At 33.4% G+C, this 18027-nt stretch carries 16 protein-coding genes; 5 read left to right on the plus strand and 11 right to left on the minus strand.

Annotated features, from left to right (window positions below):
• Positions 1 to 61: 61 nt before the first annotated feature.
• Complete coding sequence (locus FNB79_RS08745; protein ID WP_143380950.1) at positions 62 to 430, minus strand: diacylglycerol kinase; 369 nt, start codon at positions 428 to 430, stop codon at positions 62 to 64.
• Positions 423 to 929 (minus strand): thiol peroxidase, encoded by a 507-nt coding sequence (gene tpx, locus FNB79_RS08750; RefSeq protein ID WP_143380951.1) that lies wholly within the window; start codon positions 927 to 929, stop codon positions 423 to 425. Before tpx ends, FNB79_RS08745 begins: the two co-directional genes overlap by 8 nt.
• Before the next feature lie 234 nt (positions 930 to 1163).
• On the opposite strand from tpx, the gene FNB79_RS08755 reads away from it, so the two are divergent.
• Positions 1164 to 1742, plus strand: coding sequence for a fasciclin domain-containing protein (locus FNB79_RS08755; RefSeq protein WP_143380952.1), 579 nt, complete (start codon positions 1164 to 1166; stop codon positions 1740 to 1742).
• A gap of 174 nt (positions 1743 to 1916) precedes the next feature.
• Here the strand turns inward: FNB79_RS08755 and katG are convergent, their stop codons facing one another.
• The 6 genes from katG to FNB79_RS08785 form a co-directional block, all read right to left on the minus strand.
• Entirely contained in the window at positions 1917 to 4223 is a 2307-nt protein-coding gene (katG, locus tag FNB79_RS08760) for a catalase/peroxidase HPI (protein WP_143380953.1), read from the minus strand.
• Positions 4224 to 4667: 444 nt separating this feature from the next.
• Positions 4668 to 4925 (minus strand): DUF6952 family protein, encoded by a 258-nt coding sequence (locus tag FNB79_RS08765; RefSeq protein ID WP_143380954.1) that lies wholly within the window; start codon positions 4923 to 4925, stop codon positions 4668 to 4670.
• On the minus strand, positions 4906 to 5220 hold the full coding sequence (locus FNB79_RS08770; protein WP_143380955.1) for a thioredoxin family protein: 315 nt from the start codon (positions 5218 to 5220) through the stop codon (positions 4906 to 4908). Before FNB79_RS08770 ends, FNB79_RS08765 begins: the two co-directional genes overlap by 20 nt.
• A 65-nt stretch (positions 5221 to 5285) precedes the next feature.
• Positions 5286 to 5924 (minus strand): peroxiredoxin, encoded by a 639-nt coding sequence (locus FNB79_RS08775; RefSeq protein ID WP_143380956.1) that lies wholly within the window; start codon positions 5922 to 5924, stop codon positions 5286 to 5288.
• A gap of 135 nt (positions 5925 to 6059) precedes the next feature.
• Entirely contained in the window at positions 6060 to 7544 is a 1485-nt protein-coding gene (gene nhaC, locus FNB79_RS08780; RefSeq protein ID WP_143380957.1) for a Na+/H+ antiporter NhaC, read from the minus strand.
• Between the two features lie 167 nt (positions 7545 to 7711).
• Positions 7712 to 8914 (minus strand): aminotransferase class I/II-fold pyridoxal phosphate-dependent enzyme, encoded by a 1203-nt coding sequence (locus FNB79_RS08785; protein ID WP_143380958.1) that lies wholly within the window; start codon positions 8912 to 8914, stop codon positions 7712 to 7714.
• Between the two features lie 158 nt (positions 8915 to 9072).
• On the opposite strand from FNB79_RS08785, the gene FNB79_RS08790 reads away from it, so the two are divergent.
• A complete protein-coding gene (locus FNB79_RS08790) occupies positions 9073 to 9531 on the plus strand; it encodes an Lrp/AsnC family transcriptional regulator (RefSeq protein WP_143380959.1) in 459 nt (152 codons plus the stop codon).
• A 136-nt stretch (positions 9532 to 9667) separates the two neighbouring features.
• Positions 9668 to 10048 (plus strand): hypothetical protein, encoded by a 381-nt coding sequence (locus tag FNB79_RS08795; protein ID WP_143380960.1) that lies wholly within the window; start codon positions 9668 to 9670, stop codon positions 10046 to 10048.
• A 77-nt stretch (positions 10049 to 10125) separates the two neighbouring features.
• On the opposite strand, the gene htpG is transcribed toward FNB79_RS08795, so the two are convergent.
• Together htpG and FNB79_RS08805 are read right to left on the minus strand one after the other, a co-directional pair.
• On the minus strand, positions 10126 to 12036 hold the full coding sequence (gene htpG, locus FNB79_RS08800; protein ID WP_143380961.1) for a molecular chaperone HtpG: 1911 nt from the start codon (positions 12034 to 12036) through the stop codon (positions 10126 to 10128).
• A gap of 154 nt (positions 12037 to 12190) precedes the next feature.
• Positions 12191 to 14620: an alpha/beta hydrolase family protein gene (locus tag FNB79_RS08805; RefSeq protein ID WP_143380962.1), complete on the minus strand. Its 2430-nt coding sequence runs from the start codon at positions 14618 to 14620 to the stop codon at positions 12191 to 12193.
• A gap of 175 nt (positions 14621 to 14795) precedes the next feature.
• Between FNB79_RS08805 and FNB79_RS08810 the strand changes: the two genes are divergently transcribed.
• Together FNB79_RS08810 and FNB79_RS08815 are read left to right on the plus strand one after the other, a co-directional pair.
• Entirely contained in the window at positions 14796 to 15806 is a 1011-nt protein-coding gene (locus FNB79_RS08810; RefSeq protein ID WP_143380963.1) for a 3-oxoacyl-ACP synthase III family protein, read from the plus strand.
• Positions 15807 to 16236: 430 nt separating this feature from the next.
• Positions 16237 to 16599, plus strand: a complete 363-nt coding sequence (locus tag FNB79_RS08815; protein ID WP_143380964.1) for a CoA-binding protein — start codon at positions 16237 to 16239, stop codon at positions 16597 to 16599.
• Here the strand turns inward: FNB79_RS08815 and FNB79_RS08820 are convergent.
• Positions 16570 to 18012: a sodium:solute symporter gene (locus tag FNB79_RS08820; protein ID WP_143380966.1), complete on the minus strand. Its 1443-nt coding sequence runs from the start codon at positions 18010 to 18012 to the stop codon at positions 16570 to 16572. The genes FNB79_RS08815 and FNB79_RS08820 overlap by 30 nt on opposite strands.
• Positions 18013 to 18027 lie beyond the last annotated feature (15 nt).

The raw sequence follows: 18027 nt of genomic DNA on the forward strand, positions 1-18027 counted from the left end.
GCGCTGTTGTTAATTTGAGCAAAAATACAAATTACTAACGTTTATCCTAAAAGTATAGTATTTAAAATACTTTTGGCAGGTAAATAATAAAACCGACTATAGTTGCCGCAATTGCTGCAATGAAAACAGCTCCTGCAGAAATGTCTTTTATGAGTCCTATTTTAGTATGATGTTCTGGGTGAATAAAATCTGCAATAGCTTCTACCGCTGTGTTTAAACCTTCAGCAGTCATTATTATACCTATGGCAAGGGTTTGTGCCATCCATTCTGTTGGCGATATATTAAAATAAAATCCAGCTCCTGTAACGCAAAGTGCAATTACAAACTGGATTTTTATACTTGCTTCAGTTTTTAAGAGTAGGATAGCGCCTTTATACGCATATCCTACACTTTTAATTCTGTTTATTAGAAGGGGTTCTTTTTTAGCCATTTTGTAGCGCTTCTAAAGCGGCCTTGTAATTAGGTTCGTCTACAGTTTCTGCAACTTGTTCTGTATAGATTACGTTTCCTTTTTCATCTAACACAATTACAGAACGTGATAATAACTTTTCTAATGGGCCTGTAGTAAAATCTAACCCATAAGCTTTTCCAAAACTTCCAGCTTTAAAATCAGATAACGTTATTACGTTGTCTAATCCTTCTGCACCACAAAAACGCGCTTGAGCAAATGGTAAATCGCGAGAAATACAAAGTACTTTAGTGTTTTCTAAAGCACTAGCTTCTTTATTAAATGCTCTAACAGACTGAGCACATGTGCCAGTATCTACACTTGGAAAAATATTTAAAATAACTTTGCTGCCTTCAAAATCTTGTAAAGATTTAGAACCTAATTCTATTGTTGTTAATGTGAAATCTGGAGCTTTAGTTCCTACTTTTGGTAATTCTCCAGATGTTTCTATTGCGTTTCCTTTTAAGGTTACAGTTGCCATATTATTAATTTTTTGATTACCGGTTAAAATTAATAATAATTAAAGGTTTTAGCTATTTGTTTTCTTTTTTTTTGATTTTTTATGCTGATTTTAATTTACTGATAATAAGTGTGTTAATACTGATGTCTGGTTAATAAATTGTTAATGCCTAAAAAAAATGAAAACCGACATCTTTTAAAATTCGTTAGTAGGATAGAAACATATATATAACAATTTAACTTAATCATGAAAATTATGAAATCATTAAAACTAATTAAAACAACGGTATTCGCATTTATATTTTGTATCACTATCAATGCATTTGCACAAGACAAAATGATGAATGAACACACCGTTATGGTAGGCGGAGCCAAAATGTATCCTTCTAAAAATATAATTGAAAATGCAGTTAATTCTAAAGATCATACCACATTGGTCGCAGCGGTTAAAGCTGCAGATTTAGTAGATGTATTATCTGGCAAAGGTCCATTTACAGTTTTTGCCCCAACTAACAACGCTTTTAATAAATTGCCTGAAGGTACTGTTGAAAGTTTACTTATGCCAGAAAATAAGAAGACCCTACAAATGGTATTAACATATCATGTCGTTGCTGGAAATTGGAATGCAACAGATATTTTAAATCGAATTAAAAAAGGAAACGGTAAAGCTGTAATTGAAACCATAAGTGGCGGTATGATAACGGCATGGTTAAAAGGAAAAGATATTTATGTAACCGATGAGAATGGGAATTCTGCAAAAGTTACTATTGCTGATGTTAATCAGTCCAACGGTGTTATTCATGTTATAGATACTGTATTATTACCTACATCTTAATTTGTAGGGATTATTAAGATGTGTTGCCCAAGAGTCATTTCTGTTGAAATGGCTCTTTTTTTGTGCTGTTATATAGCTAGTTTTTATAATTTGATTGAATATAATATGTATAAAAAAAAGTGACTTCAATTAAAAATTGAAGCCGCTTTAGTGTAAAAATTAAGTCTAATTAATTTATTTTAAATCGAAACGATCTGCATTCATTACTTTAGTCCATGCTTTTACAAAATCGTTTACAAACTTTTCTTTGCTATCGTCTTGGGCATAAACTTCAGCATACGAACGTAAAATAGAGTTAGAGCCAAACACTAAATCCATACGAGTAGCTGTCCATTTTACGGTACCTGTTTTACGGTCACGAATCTCATATAATCCATTATCTATTGGCTTCCAAGTGTTGCCCATATCTGTTAGGTTAACAAAGAAGTCGTTACTTAAAGCGCCTACATTGTCTGTAAATACACCATGTTTGGTGTTGTTGTAGTTTGTGCCTAGCATTCTCATTCCTCCAACAAGAACCGTCATTTCTGGCGCAGTTAAGCCCATTAATTGTGTGCGGTCTAACATTAACTCTTCAGGACTTACTACATATTCTTTTTTGCTATAATTTCTGTAACCATCAGCTAAAGGCTCTAAAGGTTCAAAAGATTCCGCATCAGTCATTTCTGCTGTTGCATCACCGCGTCCTGGAGCAAAAGGCACTGTAACAGGAACTCCACCTGCTTTAGCGGCTTGTTCTATACCTACATTTCCTGCCAATACAATAGTATCTGCAACACTAATACCAAATTCTTCAGCAATAGGTTCTAAAACTGCTAAAACATGAGCTAAACGTTTAGGCTCATTACCTTCCCAATCTTTTTGTGGTGCAAGTCGAATACGTGCTCCATTTGCTCCACCACGTTTATCAGATCCTCTAAAAGTACGTGCGCTATCCCAAGCAGTATTTACCAATTCTGGAATAGATAATCCGGAAGCAACAATTTTTGCTTTAACAGCTTCTACATCATAATCTGTAGTTCCTGCAGGAACAGGGTCTTGCCAAATTAAATCTTCTTGAGGTACATCAGGACCAAAATAATTTACTTTAGGTCCCATATCTCTGTGGGTTAATTTAAACCATGCGCGAGCAAACGTTTCAGAAAAATACTCTTGATCGTTCATGAATTTAAGTGAGATTTCTCTATAGATTGGATCTACTTTCATAGCCATATCTGCATCAGTCATCATAGGGTTATGACGAATACTTGCATCTTCTACATCTACAGGCTTGTCTTCATCTTTAATAGTAACAGGCTCCCATTGAGATGCTCCAGCTGGACTTTTTACAGATTTCCATTCGTGGTTAAATAACATTTCGAAAAATCCACCATCCCATTTTGTAGGATTTGTTGTCCAAGCACCTTCAAGTCCGCTAGTTACGGTATAACGTCCTTTCCCAGACTTATTTGGATTACTCCATCCTAAACCTTGCTCTTCAATATTTGCAGCTTCTGGTTCAGGACCTAAAATACTAGCATCTCCATTACCATGTGTTTTACCCACTGTATGTCCACCTGCTGTTAAGGCCACTGTTTCTTCATCGTTCATTGCCATACGTGCAAATGTTTCGCGTATGTGTGCAGCAGTTTTTAATGGATCTTGCTTACCATTTACACCTTCTGGGTTTACGTAAATTAATCCCATTTGTACAGCTGCTAATGGGTTTTCCATTGTAGAAGGTTTATCTACATTGTCGTAACGCTCATCACTTGGTGCTAACCATTCTTTTTCAGCTCCCCAATACGTATCTTTTTCTGGATGCCATATATCTTGACGTCCAAATGCAAAACCATACGTTTTCAGGCCCATAGTTTCGTAAGCCATTGTTCCTGCTAACGCGATTAAATCTGCCCAGCTAATTTTTTTTCCGTATTTCTTTTTTATAGGCCATAATAAACGTTTAGCTTTATCTAAACTCACATTGTCTGGCCATGAATTTAATGGTGCAAAACGAATATTTCCTGATCCAGCACCACCACGACCGTCTGAAGTACGATAAGAACCAGCAGAGTGCCAAGACAAACGAATAAATAATCCGCCATAGTGCCCCCAATCTGCAGGCCACCACTCTTGACTATCTGTCATTAGTGCACGCATATCTGCTTTTAAAGCTTCAGTGTCTAATGTTTTTAATGCTTCATAATAATCAAAAGTTTCACCTAATGGATTTGTTTTTGTATCATGCTGGTGTAATATATCAAGGTTTAATGCATTGGGCCACCAATCCATAACAGAGTCTTTGGTAGAGGTGTTTGAACCGTGCATTACTGGGCATTTTCCTGCAGTTGCTGTCGCTGTACTACTTGAATGTTCTTTGTTTTCTTCAACAATAGGTTCAGCTTTATCTTTGTGCTGCTGTTGCTGTTGTTGTTCTAATTGTTGGTGGTAAGGGCATTGACTAATATCGTCTGTTGCTTTAGGGTTTTTTTCGCTTGCCATATGTAAAGGTTTTAAGATTTTGTTCTTTTTAATACTTCAAAAATACTTTAGATTGTTATGATGTGTAGCGTATTTTAATTTTCATATTTTATACTAATATAAGTAAAATTTATAGTTAATATTTCGGTTATAGTTTATGGTTATTTTTATAAGGCATTTTGTTATTTTTGTTAAAATACAGATGTAATTTTAATTTTTGATTAAATAAATATTAATATACAAATTTTAAGCTGTATATTTTAAATTATTGCTATCATTTTTTATAAACTAAAATGTATTTGTAGGAATAATTTGTATAAACTTACCTGATTTTTAATGAAGTGGTTAAATATAGTTTTTAGTAAGTCTTTACCAACAAGTGATATTTATTATATAAACTATATAAAAAAAGTCCCCATTTTCTAATTTGAAAATGAGGACTTTTATAGAAATAAGTATATAATTCTATTTATCTATAGCGCCTAATACGCGTTTCATAAAGCCATTTAAAGCTTCTTTTTTTGGTGTTCCATTTTTAATCATACTATTAACTTCTAAGGCACCGTACATGTTAGAAATTAATTCACCAATTACATCTAACTCTTCATCTTTTAAAGAAGGTACTTCTGTTAAAGCTTCTAGAGTTTCGATAGTTTCGTTAACGAAATCTTCATCGTTTTCCTCAATGAATTGAGTCAGGTGTTTAATTACTGGTAACTTCATCGACTAACTCTTTTAAAACGTCAAACTTATTGGTTTGTACTTGGTTAACAAAAGCTCCTTTTTTAAAGGTTGCAAAAGTAGGTAAATTATCCACATTTGCCAGTTTTCTAGATTCTGCAAATTTTTCAGCATCAGCAATCACAAACGTTACATTTTCGTTTTCGGTAGCTAATTTTTTAAATTTTGGTTTCATAATTCTGCAATTACCACACCATGTTGCTGAATATTGTACTATCACTGTATCGTTTCCAGATACAATTTCATTTAAGTTGTCTTGTTCTAATTCTTGTACCATAATAATAGATGATTTTTTAGATTACCATCCTTTAACGAAAAAGGATGGTAGATTGAATGTTTTAATTAGTGAGAAGCTAAGTAGCTAGAAACACCGTCTCTGTTTGCGCTCATAGCATCTTTTCCTTCTTCCCAGTTTGCAGGACAAACTTCACCTTTTTCTTGAACGTGAGTTAAAGCATCAATTAAACGTAAATATTCACCAACGTTTCTACCTAATGGCATGTTGTTAATACTTTCGTGCTGCACGATACCATCTTCATCTATAATGTATGTTGCTCTGTAAGTTACATTATCACCTTCAACAGTTACAACTCCTGTTTCTTCGTTAAATGTTTCGTTAGTAATGTCTAAAATTCCTAATGTAGAAGCAAGGTTTCTGTTAGAGTCTGCTAAGATTGGGTAAGTTACACCTTCAATTCCTCCATTGTCTTTTGCTGTGTTTAACCATGCAAAATGTACTTCAGGAGTATCGCAAGATGCACCAATTACAATTGTGTTTCTTTTTTCAAATTCTGCTACTGCAGCTTGAAATGCGTGTAATTCTGTAGGGCAAACAAAAGTGAAATCTTTTGGGTACCAAAATAAAACTACTTTTTTCTTATTGTTAACTGCTTCCTCTAGAACGTTTACTTTAAAAGTATCGCCCATTTCGTTCATTGCGTCAACGTTTAAATCTGGAAATTTTTTACCTACAAATGCCATGTAATATGTTTTTAATTGTTAATTTTTACATTGCAAATATACGTCAGATTCTGTGTTTGTAATGTGAATAAAATTTTAAAAATTTATACTGATATAGCTTTTATTTATAGCTTAAGAATTACGGTTAACTGAAGTCTATTTATCAGTAAGTTGCTTGATTTTTATTTTAAAAGCAGCAAATATTAATGTGGTAAATGGACTTAAATAATTGAAAAAAGCGTAGCCTGCATAATGCCAAGTATCTACACCTAATACACTACTTTGGTAAGCTCCACAAGTATTCCATGGTACCAATACAGAGGTTACTGTACCTGCATCTTCAAGCGTTCTACTTAAGTTTTCTGGAGCTAATCCCTTGTCTTCAAATGCTTTTTTGTACATTCTACCCGGAATTACAATAGCTAAGTATTGATCACTTGCTATTGCATTTAATCCAATACAACTAATTACTGTACTCGCAAATAATCCAAATACAGAATCAAATAATTGAAGTACCGCTTTGCTAATTCTGGCTAAAGCTCCAATGGCATCCATAATACCTCCAAAAACCATTGCACAAATAATTAGCCAAATAGTGCCTAACATTCCAGCCATACCTCCAGATGAAAATAAATCGTTTAATTCTGCGCTGTCTGTAGCTACAGCAGTGTCTACGGTTATTGCAGTCATGATTCCTTTATAAGCAGAAAGTGCATTAAGTTCTGCTGTTCCTGCTATTTGTTTTACTATTTCCGGTTGAAATATTAGTGCAAAAATACCGCCTAATAGCGTACCTACTAATAATGCGGGTAAAGGAGGCGTTTTTTTTATGATTAAAAAAATAACCAAAGCGGGAACTAAAAATAACCAAGGCGAAATATTAAAGGCGTTATCTATAGAGTTTAACATGGCAGAAGTGTCGGTAGTTCCATGAACATCTAGAGACAGACTTATCACTACAAAAATAACTAATGTTGCAATTAGTGTTGGTATAGTAGTGTAGGTCATATATTTAATGTGCGAGAATAATTCGCCTCCAGCCATAGCCGGTGCCAAATTGGTCGTGTCGCTTAATGGCGACATTTTATCTCCAAAATACGCTCCAGAAATTACAGCACCAGCAGTCATTCCATGGTCTATGCCCAACGCATTACCAATCCCTACTAAAGCAATCCCAACAGTAGCAGAAGTGGTCCAACTACTACCTGTAGCTATAGATATAATAGCACAAATAATTACACATGCAGGGAGAAAAATAGACGGACTTAAAATTTGTAAGCCATAATAAATCATGGAGGGTATAATGCCACTTATTAGCCAAGTTCCTGCTAAAGACCCTACAAATAAAAGTATAAGTAAAGCCCCAGTAGTAGATTTTATGTTTTCGGCAACTTCTTCTAACATTTGCTCATAAGAAACCTTATTAAAAAAGCCAACGATGGCAGCTACAGCTGCACCAAGTAATAAAACAAATTGGTTACTTCCGCTTAAGGCATCATCACCAAAGGCATATTTAACATTAAAAAAAAGCATAATTACTAAGGCCAAAACTGGAATTAAAGCTTCCCAAATACTTAATTCTCTGTTCTCTAATATGGGATTTTCTTCAGGCGATTTAGGCTTTATGTCTTGGCTTTCCATGGGTAAATGTTACGGTTGTATTAAGAAAATATTTTGATTTGTAATGTTACGATTTTACACGCTTATGTGCAAATACAGATTCAGATAAACAAAATCGATAAAAAAAGTGTCAAAAAAAAACACTTCTACTAAAAAGAAGTGTTTTTAAAAGGATATAAAATCAATTTTTATTTTAAAATATGTAATTCTTTCATACAATTGTATATCATTTTATATGTGCGTTCTATATCGGCATCTAGCCCGATAGAGAATCTTATAATACCATTGGTAAGGCCCATGTCTTCTTGTTCGGAAATAGGGATTTCTGAAGAAGTAGAGCTTCCTGGTGCAGAAAAGAGCGTTTTGTAAAATCCTAAACTTACAGCAAGATAACCAATGTTTTTATGTTGCATAAGTTCCATTAATGCATTAGCTTTTTCAAAAGACCCGACATCTATAGTAAGCATGCCTCCATATCCAAAAGCGGTATTCATTTGGGTTTTGTAAATGTGGTGTCCAGGGTGAGATGCTAAACCTGGATATATTGTTTTTAATCCATGAGCTTCAAATTTTTCAGCTAAATACAAAGCATTTTTACTATGTTGTATCATTCTTAAATGAAGCGTCTTTAGGTTTTTAAATATCGAAGCAGCACGCATGCTATCCATTGTAGACCCTAATAGCATAGCTGCACCAGAGTTAACATCTTTTAATTGATTAATAAAGTCGAAAGTACCGCATACAACACCGCCTAAAGTATCGCTACTTCCATTAATAAATTTAGTTAAACTATGTATCACTACATCTGCTCCAAATGTGGCAGGTGTTATACTTAAAGGCGAAAACGTATTATCTACTACGAGTTTTAAATTATATGTTTTAGCAAGTTTAGCTAGGGCTTTTAAATCTGCTATTTCTAATAAGGGATTGCTCACACATTCACAATAAATAAGTTTTGTGTTAGACGTAATAGCAGCTTCTACAAGATCTGTGTTAGTAATATCTATAAAGCTTGTGTTTATATTAAATTTAGGCGTAAAGTTTTTTAAAAAAGCATAGGTGCCACCGTATATGGTACGGCTTGATATAATATGGTCTTCGGCTTCACACAACTGAAGTAATACCGATGTGATTGCGCCCATTCCAGAAGCATATACCGTGGCTGTTTCAGTACCTTCCATTGCAGCTAGCGCACGAGATAAATTTAGATTAGAAGGCGATGTGTGTCTGGAGTATAAATAGCAACCATCAGTCTTTCCGTCAAAAGTGTCTTGCATGGTTTTAGCGGATAAGAATGTATATGTTGACGAGTCTGAAATTGAAGGGTTAACGCCTCCGTCTTCTCCAAATAATTGTAAATCTTGAATATTATTTGCGGGTTTAAATGACATGATTATATTTTTTTATTATCCATTAAAAGTCTTAATTATTAGATTAATAATCAATATCAGTAGAGTTATTTAGATTTTATTGCTGTAATATGTGTATTTATTAGTTTTATATTTGGTGATTATTAGTGGAATAATTATTCTGTAGAAAAATTTTCAAAATGATTTTAGATACAATTGATAAACATCTTGTAAGAGAATTACAAATAGATTGCAAACAGACGAATAAAGCCTTGTCTGCTAAACTTAATTTATCGGTAACAGCGGTATATGAGCGTGTAAAAAAGTTAGAGAGTCAGGGTATAATTAGCAGGTATGTCGCGGTGGTGAATAAAAATGAAGTAGAAAAATCATTTGTTGCATTTTGCCATATTAAATTAGTAAAACACAGTCAAGATTATGTATTTCAATTTGAAAAAGAAGTTGCTAATTTAAATGAAGTGATGGAGTGTTATCACATTAGTGGCGATTATGATTATTTACTTAAAGTTTTGGTAAAAGACATGGTTGCTTTCAGAGAATTTATGGTAAATAAATTAACGACAATAAACCATATTGGTAGCACTCACAGTATGTTTGTGATTAATGAAGTGAAACACAGTACGATAGTAACTGTGTGAAATTAGGCATCGATTTACCCTCGATAAACGGCTTGTTTTTTTAGTATTTTATTAAGATTTATAATTTTAGTGACAATAAGGAAATGGTTAATTTGGTTTTTTTAATATCAAATAATTGTTAAATAATAAGTTTAAAATGAAAAAAGTTTTCTTTTTTGCAGGGGTGTTTATGTTAGGTTTTAGTGCTAATGCATTGACTGTTAATCCTGCTCCTGTAAGTGTAGGTGATGTAGTAACTGTGGGAGTACCTAGTCAGTTTGCTTACTCATCTATTAATTTCCCTAAAAGCAATTTTATAATAAAACGCGGAGGCGTAGTAAATTATAATAATCTTGCAGGATTACAGGTAGAAATTGTAAGTATTACAGATAAGAAAGATGGGAGTAGAGAGGCTGTAATTAAGCGTGCCGATGGCCGTAAATTTTTTAAAGTATTATCAACCGTAAGTGTAGCTATTGATGAAGCTGTAGAAACGCACGAATTACTATTGGAATCTAAACAATTTACATTGGATTAATTTATTTAATAGTACTATAAATAAAAAGCCCTCTTTCAAATTAAAGAGGGCTTTTTCTATTGCTTAAAATAAGATTATTATTTAATCATGCTGTAACTACGTTTTATAAACTTAGTTAACTCTTCACCTTTTAATAACCCTTGAGATAAACGTGCTAAATCTAAACTTTGTGTAATTAAACGTTTTTGGTCGTCTTCAGCTTCTGTATTTAAAATATCAGAAACTAATGGAGAGTTTGTGTTTACAACCAAATTGTACATTTCTGGCATACTACCAAACATGTTCATTCCGCCACCACCAGTTTGTTGCATCTCTTTCATACGACGCATAAATTCTGGTTGTGTAATAATAAATGGTGTTGCATCACTATCTGATGTTTCTAACTGTACAGTAAATTTATCTGCAGGAATAGCTGCTTTTAAAACCTCTTCTAGTTTCTTTTTCTCATCGTCGCTTAATTTAGAAATCTCAGTATCGTCTTTCTTAATTAAGTTGTTAATGTGGTCTGCATCTACTCTAGAGAAGGTTATGTTTTCTTTAGAACCTTCTAATTTTTGCATTAAATGCGATACAATAGGAGAGTCTAATAATAATACTTCGTAACCTTTTGCTTTGGCATCTTCAATATAACTGTGTTGAGCGTCTTTATCTGAAGCATATAAAATAACTAACTTACCATCTTTGTCGGTTTGGGCGTCTTTTATTTTTTCAGTTAATTCTTCATAAGTGTAATATGTACTATCTACAGTTGGGTATAAAGCAAAAGCTTCAGCTTTATCGAAGAATTTATCTTCAGAAAGCATACCGTATTCAATCACAATTTTAATATCGTTCCATTTTGCTTCAAAATCTTCACGATTAGCATTAAACAACGATTTTAATTTATCGGCTACCTTTCTAGTGATGTAAGATGAAATTTTCTTAACCGCACCATCGGCTTGTAAATAACTACGTGATACGTTTAACGGAATGTCTGGCGAATCGATAACTCCTCTTAACATGGTTAAGAATTCAGGAACAATACCCTCTACATTATCTGTAACAAACACTTGGTTTTGGTATAACTGAATTTTATCCTTTTGCATGCTCATATCATTCGTCATCTTAGGGAAGTATAAAATACCTGTAAGATTAAACGGATAATCTACATTTAAATGAATATGGAATAAAGGCTCCTCGAATTGCATTGGATATAACTCGCGGTAGAAATTCTGGTAATCTTCAGTCTCTAAATCTGCAGGTTGTTTGGTCCAAGCCGGATTTGGGTTGTTTATAATATTGTCTACAGTAATTTTACGTTGAGGTTCTTTAGTCTCTTTACCGTCTTTATCTGTAATGGTTGCTGGTTCATGCTCTGGATCGTTAATTTCCTTAGTTCCAAATTTAATTGGAATAGGCATGAATTTATTGTATTTAGAAAGTAAACTGCTAATACGAGATTCTTCTAAAAATTCTGTAGAATCTTCTGCGATATGTAGAATGATTTCTGTACCGCGTTCTGTTTTGTCTGCTGGCTCTAAAGTAAATTCTGGAGATCCGTCGCAAGTCCAATGTGCAGCAGGTTCGTCTTTAAACGATTTGGTAATAATTTCAACCTTATCTGCTACCATAAAAGCAGAGTAAAATCCTAAACCAAAGTGGCCAATAATACCAGAGTCTTTAGCAGAGTCTTTGTATTTATCTAAAAATTCTTCAGCACCAGAAAAAGCAACTTGGTTAATGTATTTTTCAACCTCTTCGGCTGTCATACCTAAACCTTGATCAATAATGTGCAGTTTCTTTCCTTCCTTATCAATTTTAACTTCTATTTGTGGGTTGCCGTAGTCTACTGTTGCTTCCCCTATACTCGTAAGGTGTTTTAGCTTAAGCGTTGCATCTGTTCCGTTACTAATTAATTCACGTAAAAATATTTCGTGATCACTATATAGGAACTTCTTAATTAATGGAAAGATATTTTCTACCGAAACATTAATACTTCCTTTTGCCATAATATGTATGTTTTAAATTGATTTAATTCTGACTTGTTAGTAGTCAAAAAAAATACCAAGGATAAAAAAGTGACAAACTGACATTGATAAATGAAAAAATGCCATTCGGATGGAATGGCATTTTTTTTTAATAAAGGATATGGTATGTTAATTCTTAATCTGCAGTGTCTGTTGCATTTTTATTTTTCACATACTTTTCTAACCATTGGTCTTGTTCCCAAAGCATATGTAAAATAGATTCTTTAGCAGCATATCCGTGGCTTTCGCGAGGTAGCATAACCAATCGCACCGGAGCACCTAATCCCTTTAAAGCATTAAAATAACGCTCGCTTTGTAATGGGTAAGTTCCAGAATTGTTATCTGCTTCTCCGTGAATTAGTAATAATGGTGTTTTCATTTTATCGGCATGCATAAAAGGAGACATGGCGTTGTAAATTTCTGGAGCTTCCCAGTAATTACGTTCTTCACTTTGAAAACCAAAAGGTGTTAGAGTTCTGTTATACGCACCAGAACGTGCAATTCCTGCTGCAAATAAGTTAGAGTGTGCTAATAAATTAGCAGTCATAAATGCACCATAACTGTGTCCGCCCACAGCAACACGTTCTCTGTCTATATATCCTAAGTCATCTACAGCATCAATAGCGGCTTTAGCATTTGCAACTAATTGAGTTCTAAAGGTGTCGTTTGGTTGTTCGTCGCCTTCACCAATAATAGGGAACGCAGCATCATCTAACACCACATAACCTCTAGTTACCCAGTAAATAGGAGATCCGTAATACGGATATGTAAATTCGTTAGAACTTGAAGTACTTTGTGCAGCACTATTTTTGTCTTTATACTCACGTGGGTATGCCCACATGATCATAGGATACTTTTTGCCTGCTTCGTAGTCTGTAGGTAAGTATAAGGTTCCAGATAAATCTAAACCATCAGCTCGTTTATAAGAAATAACTTCTTTCTTAACATTTTGAAGGCTTTTAAACGGATTTTCAAATTGTGTTAAGGGTTTTAAGCCATTTCTCTTTTTAATATTTCTAATGTAATAATTAGGATATTCGTTTTTAGATTCTATACGGACTATAAATTCTCCAGCTTTAGCATCTAAAGCCGTTGAGATGCTTTCTACTTTGTCGGTTAATTTAGATTGATACAGACGTTTGGTTTTTTGTGTATTAAGGTTTAATTCGTCTACAAAAGGAAATTTTCCAGCCTCACTATACCCGTCTCCAATGAGATAGGCCGTGTTTTTATTAAGGTCTAAGACATACTCGTTAAATTGATTTTTGGTAGAAACAAATTTCCCAGGATCATTGTATCGGTCTTGATAATTACGGTCGAATAATACTTTTGGCGCTACATTTGAGTTGGATGGATTGAATACATAGGTTCTTGTATTACGAGTATTCCACCAATTATCGTAAGCAATTGCAATATTATCGTCTCCCCAAGTAATGCCTCTAAAACGATCTTTTGTTTTTAAAAGAGACGTAACTTTACCATTAAAAGGTGCGTCTTGTTGGAATACTTCATCGCGAAACGGAACCTCATTTGCCGGATCTCCACCATCTAAAGCTTCAACCCAATATAAAGTAGCTGGTTTGTCGCTACGCCAGTCAAAATCTCTTTTTCCTGTACGTTCAGCCATGAATCCTTTAGGTAAATCTTCAATTAAAGGAACTTCTAAAACAGATTTTACCAAATCGCCAGTTGCTGTGTAAACAACAGATTCTGATGGAAATCTATGATAAGGTACTAAATAAGAAAATGGTTTTTTTATGGTGGTTATCATGATGTAATTACCATCTGGAGAAAACGAAACGCCACGATACATGTCTGCTTTCTTCCATAGCGTAGCTTTACCATCTAAGGTTATTTTATGCAATTCTGATAGAGATAATTGTTCGAAATTATGCTCGTCGTTTTTGTTTTTTAATAAATCTTGATAGGTTCTGTTTTGGGCTTTTACACCAGCTTCACTTACCGATACTGTTGGTCCGGTTGGTACAGCTTCTTTGGTGTTAATTAGAGCTTTTCTGTTTCCGGGAAGTATTTTAACTAATACAGCGTTACTATCTTTAAACCATGTTACAGGATTTCCCATATTAGCATTTAGGTTGGCTTCGCTAATTTTTTTAGCTTCACCATTTTTAATGTCTAAAAGCCACAATTCTACACCTGTATTTAGTGTTTTAGTAAAAGTCATATACTCTTGGTTTGGCGACCAAGAAAAATTAGCATATCGGCCATCGGCTTCTAATCCAGAAATGATTTTTGGAGTACCATCTTTTTTTGAACTTAATTTAACGTCGTTATAATATCGGGTACGACTCCCAATATTGGTAACGGGATTAATACGTAATCCGCCTAAGCGCAATTCGGTTTCCGAAAGTTCTTCAATAGTTTTGTAACTACTTCTGTATAGTAAAACAATATGTTCACCTTTACTGTCCATTCTTATTATTGGAGCTAAAGGAGCCTCGGCCAATTCAAGAATGTTTTTATGGGGTTTTTGATACATTAAATTTTCCTGTGCATAACCTGTAATTACAAAACAGAGCAAAAAAAATGTTAGAAAATGTTTCATGTGTAATAGAATGTGTGTTTAAAATGAGTTTAAGTTGCTCAATATACTAAAAATTAATATTGCATTGTCAAGGAATTACTACAAAGTGTATTAGTATGCATGCATAACAAATGAGAAGCAGTTTAGAATTATGTTATACTTAAAATGATTAAATTGCGCCTATAAAAGTTAATATATGTACAATTCGAAAATAATAGGTCTTGGGTATTATGTTCCAGACCATGTAGTGACTAACGACGATTTGTCTAAATTAATGGACACTAATGATGCTTGGATTCAAGAACGCACAGGTATTAAAGAACGTAGATGGGTAAAACCAGGTTCTGAAGATACAACTTCGGTTATGGGAGTTAAGGCAGCTAAAGTTGCTATAGAGCGTGCGGGAATAGATAAAGACGATATCGATCTTATTGTGTTTGCAACATTAAGTCCAGATTTTTATTTTCCTGGTCCTGGAGTTCAAGTGCAAAAAGCATTAGATATAAAAACTGTAGGAGCTATAGATATTCGTAACCAATGTTCTGGTTTTATTTATGGATTGTCTGTAGCCGATCAATTTATTAAAACTGGCATGTATAAAAATGTGTTAGTGATTGGTAGTGAAATTCATTCTAAAGGTTTAGACGTGTCTACGCGAGGTCGAGGAGTTTCTGTAATATTTGGAGATGGTGCTGGAGCTGCGATTTTAAGTCGAACGGAAGATAACTCAAAAGGTATTTTATCAACTCATTTACATTCAGAAGGCGAACATGCTGAAGAATTGGCCTTAATAGCGCCTGCTATGGGCACACGTTGGGTAAGTGATATTTTAAGAGATAACGATCCTGAAGATGAAAGTTACTTTCCGCATATGAATGGGCAATTTGTATTTAAAAATGCAGTTGTACGTTTTAGTGAGGTTATTATGGAAGGACTTCAAACTAATAAATTGAGTCCAGATGCTATTGATATGCTTATACCACATCAAGCTAATTTAAGGATATCTCAGTTTATTCAGAAGAAGTTTAAGCTTACCGACGATCAGGTGTTTAATAACATTATGAAATATGGTAATACAACTGCAGCATCTATTCCTATCGCTTTAACTGAAGCTTGGGAACAAGGAAAAATTAAAGAAGGAGATACTGTTGTATTAGCTGCTTTTGGTAGTGGTTTTACATGGGGAAGCGCTATTATTAAATGGTAATTAAATACAAACTATAAACAGAAAAGCCGAAATAATAATTTCGGCTTTTTTTGATTAATGCTATCAATCAATCTATAAGTTAACACGTATGCGCGAATAAAATTTTTAAAAAGAAGACTAATTCAAAAGTAAAATGATAATGCGTTTAGTGTAATTCCTTATAAAGATAACGAAAACACATCTTGTCTATTGCTTTGATTTTCAGTATTTTTAATAAGTTTAACATATTTAACACAATATTTTGAAAACAATATGTTAATCTCTAGACGTATGGTGCTGTTTCCTGATTAACCCCGGTTAATATTTGGCTGTTTTTTAACAAGTTTATTTCGGTATAGCGTTAATTTTAAATTGGATTACTATAATATAAGGACGAAATTTTGAGGTTATTGTTACAGTTAAAATTATAAGGTTAATTAAAGATTTTAATATGAATAAAAAAACATTAGTAATTGGAGCTTCTTTAAAAGCAGAACGTTATTCTAATAAAGCCATTAAGCGTTTAGTTGGAGCTAAGCAAGAGACTGTTGCTTTTGGATTAAGAAGTGGTATTGTTTCTGGAGTTAATATAGATACAGATTTAGTGCAATATGAAGATGTAGACACAGTAACTTTATATTTAAATCCGAATCGTCAAGTGCAGTATTACGATTATATTGTAGGGTTACACCCAAAACGTGTAATATTTAATCCTGGAACAGAAAATCCTGAATTTTACGAGATTTTAAACTCTAATGGTATTGATTATGAAATTGCATGTACTTTAGTGTTGTTGGCGACGAATCAATATTAATCCTAAAAACGTAAGAAGTCCATTAAGAATAAGGATAAAAAAACCAAATTCAAACCCAAACCATTTAAGACTATTTATACTTATAATGTAAGATAGTATAGGCGATAAAATGGCTATAACAGGAACAAATTTGTCTTTAACATTCCATTTGGTAAATAATCCAAAGCTGTAAAGACCTAATAATGGGCCGTAGGTATATCCTGCAAAGACAAATAGTTTAGCAATAACACTCTCGTCTTTTATAACGTATTTAAAAGTAATAATCACTAAAATTAATAGAGCAGATATTAGTACGTGAATTTGTCGTCTTATTTTAACTTGTTTGGTGGCGTTGTATTTTTTTTCAATATCTAAAATATCAATACTAAAAGATGTTGTTAATGAGGTTAAAGCACTATCTGCACTACTATAAGCAGCCGCAATTAAACCCAGTAAGAAAAATATAAATACAGCTGTTCCTAAATGGTTTTTTGCTAATATTGGAAATAAATCGTCTTTATGCGCGTCTATACCCTGTTGTTGTGCATACACGGTAAGTAATAAACCTAAACTCAAAATTACAAAATTAGTAATGGTAAGTACAATTGTAAACCAAAACATGTTTTTCTGAGCATCTTTCAAGCTTTTACATGTTAAGTTTTTTTGCATCATATCTTGGTCTAACCCCGTCATCACTATGGCTATAAATGCTCCGGATATAAATTGTTTCCAAAAATAATTAGCAGTTCTTATATCTTCAAAAAAGAATATTTTAGAGAGATCGCTATCCAACACAAAACGTAATGCTGTTTTACCGTCCATATTAATATCCTTACTTACAGAAAAAATGGCCACCCCAATAGCTACAAGCATAAATAAAGTTTGTAAAGTATCTGTCCAAACAATGGTTTTTATACCAGATTTAAAGGTGTATAACCAAATTAAAAGTACCGTAATGGTTACTGTTTGCCAAAACTGAATGCCTAAATCATCAAATAAAATAATTTGTAACACATTTGCGACTAAAAACAGTCTAAAGCTGGCGCCTACAATACGAGAAATTAAAAAGAAAGATGCTCCAGTTTTGTATGAATAATTGCCAAATCGTTCTTCTAAATAGGTGTAAATAGAAGTTAAGTTAAGTTTGTAATACAAGGGTAAGAGCACAGTTCCTATAACTAGATATCCAACAATGTAGCCTAAAACTACTTGCATATAACTAAACTGAGAAGCTTCTATCCAGCCTGGTACCGAAATAAAAGTTACTCCAGACAACGAAGCGCCAATCATTCCAAAAGCAACAACATACCAAGGCGATTGTTTATTGCCTTTAAAAAAAGCATTATTATCGGTATTTTTTCCTGTGATGTAAGAAATTAAAATTAGTACACCAAAGTAGGCAGTAATAAGTAAGATAATTTGTGTAGCGCTCATAGAATAGTTTTCGAA

Source organism: Formosa sediminum (assembly GCF_007197735.1).
Classification (GTDB): domain Bacteria; phylum Bacteroidota; class Bacteroidia; order Flavobacteriales; family Flavobacteriaceae; genus Formosa; species Formosa sediminum.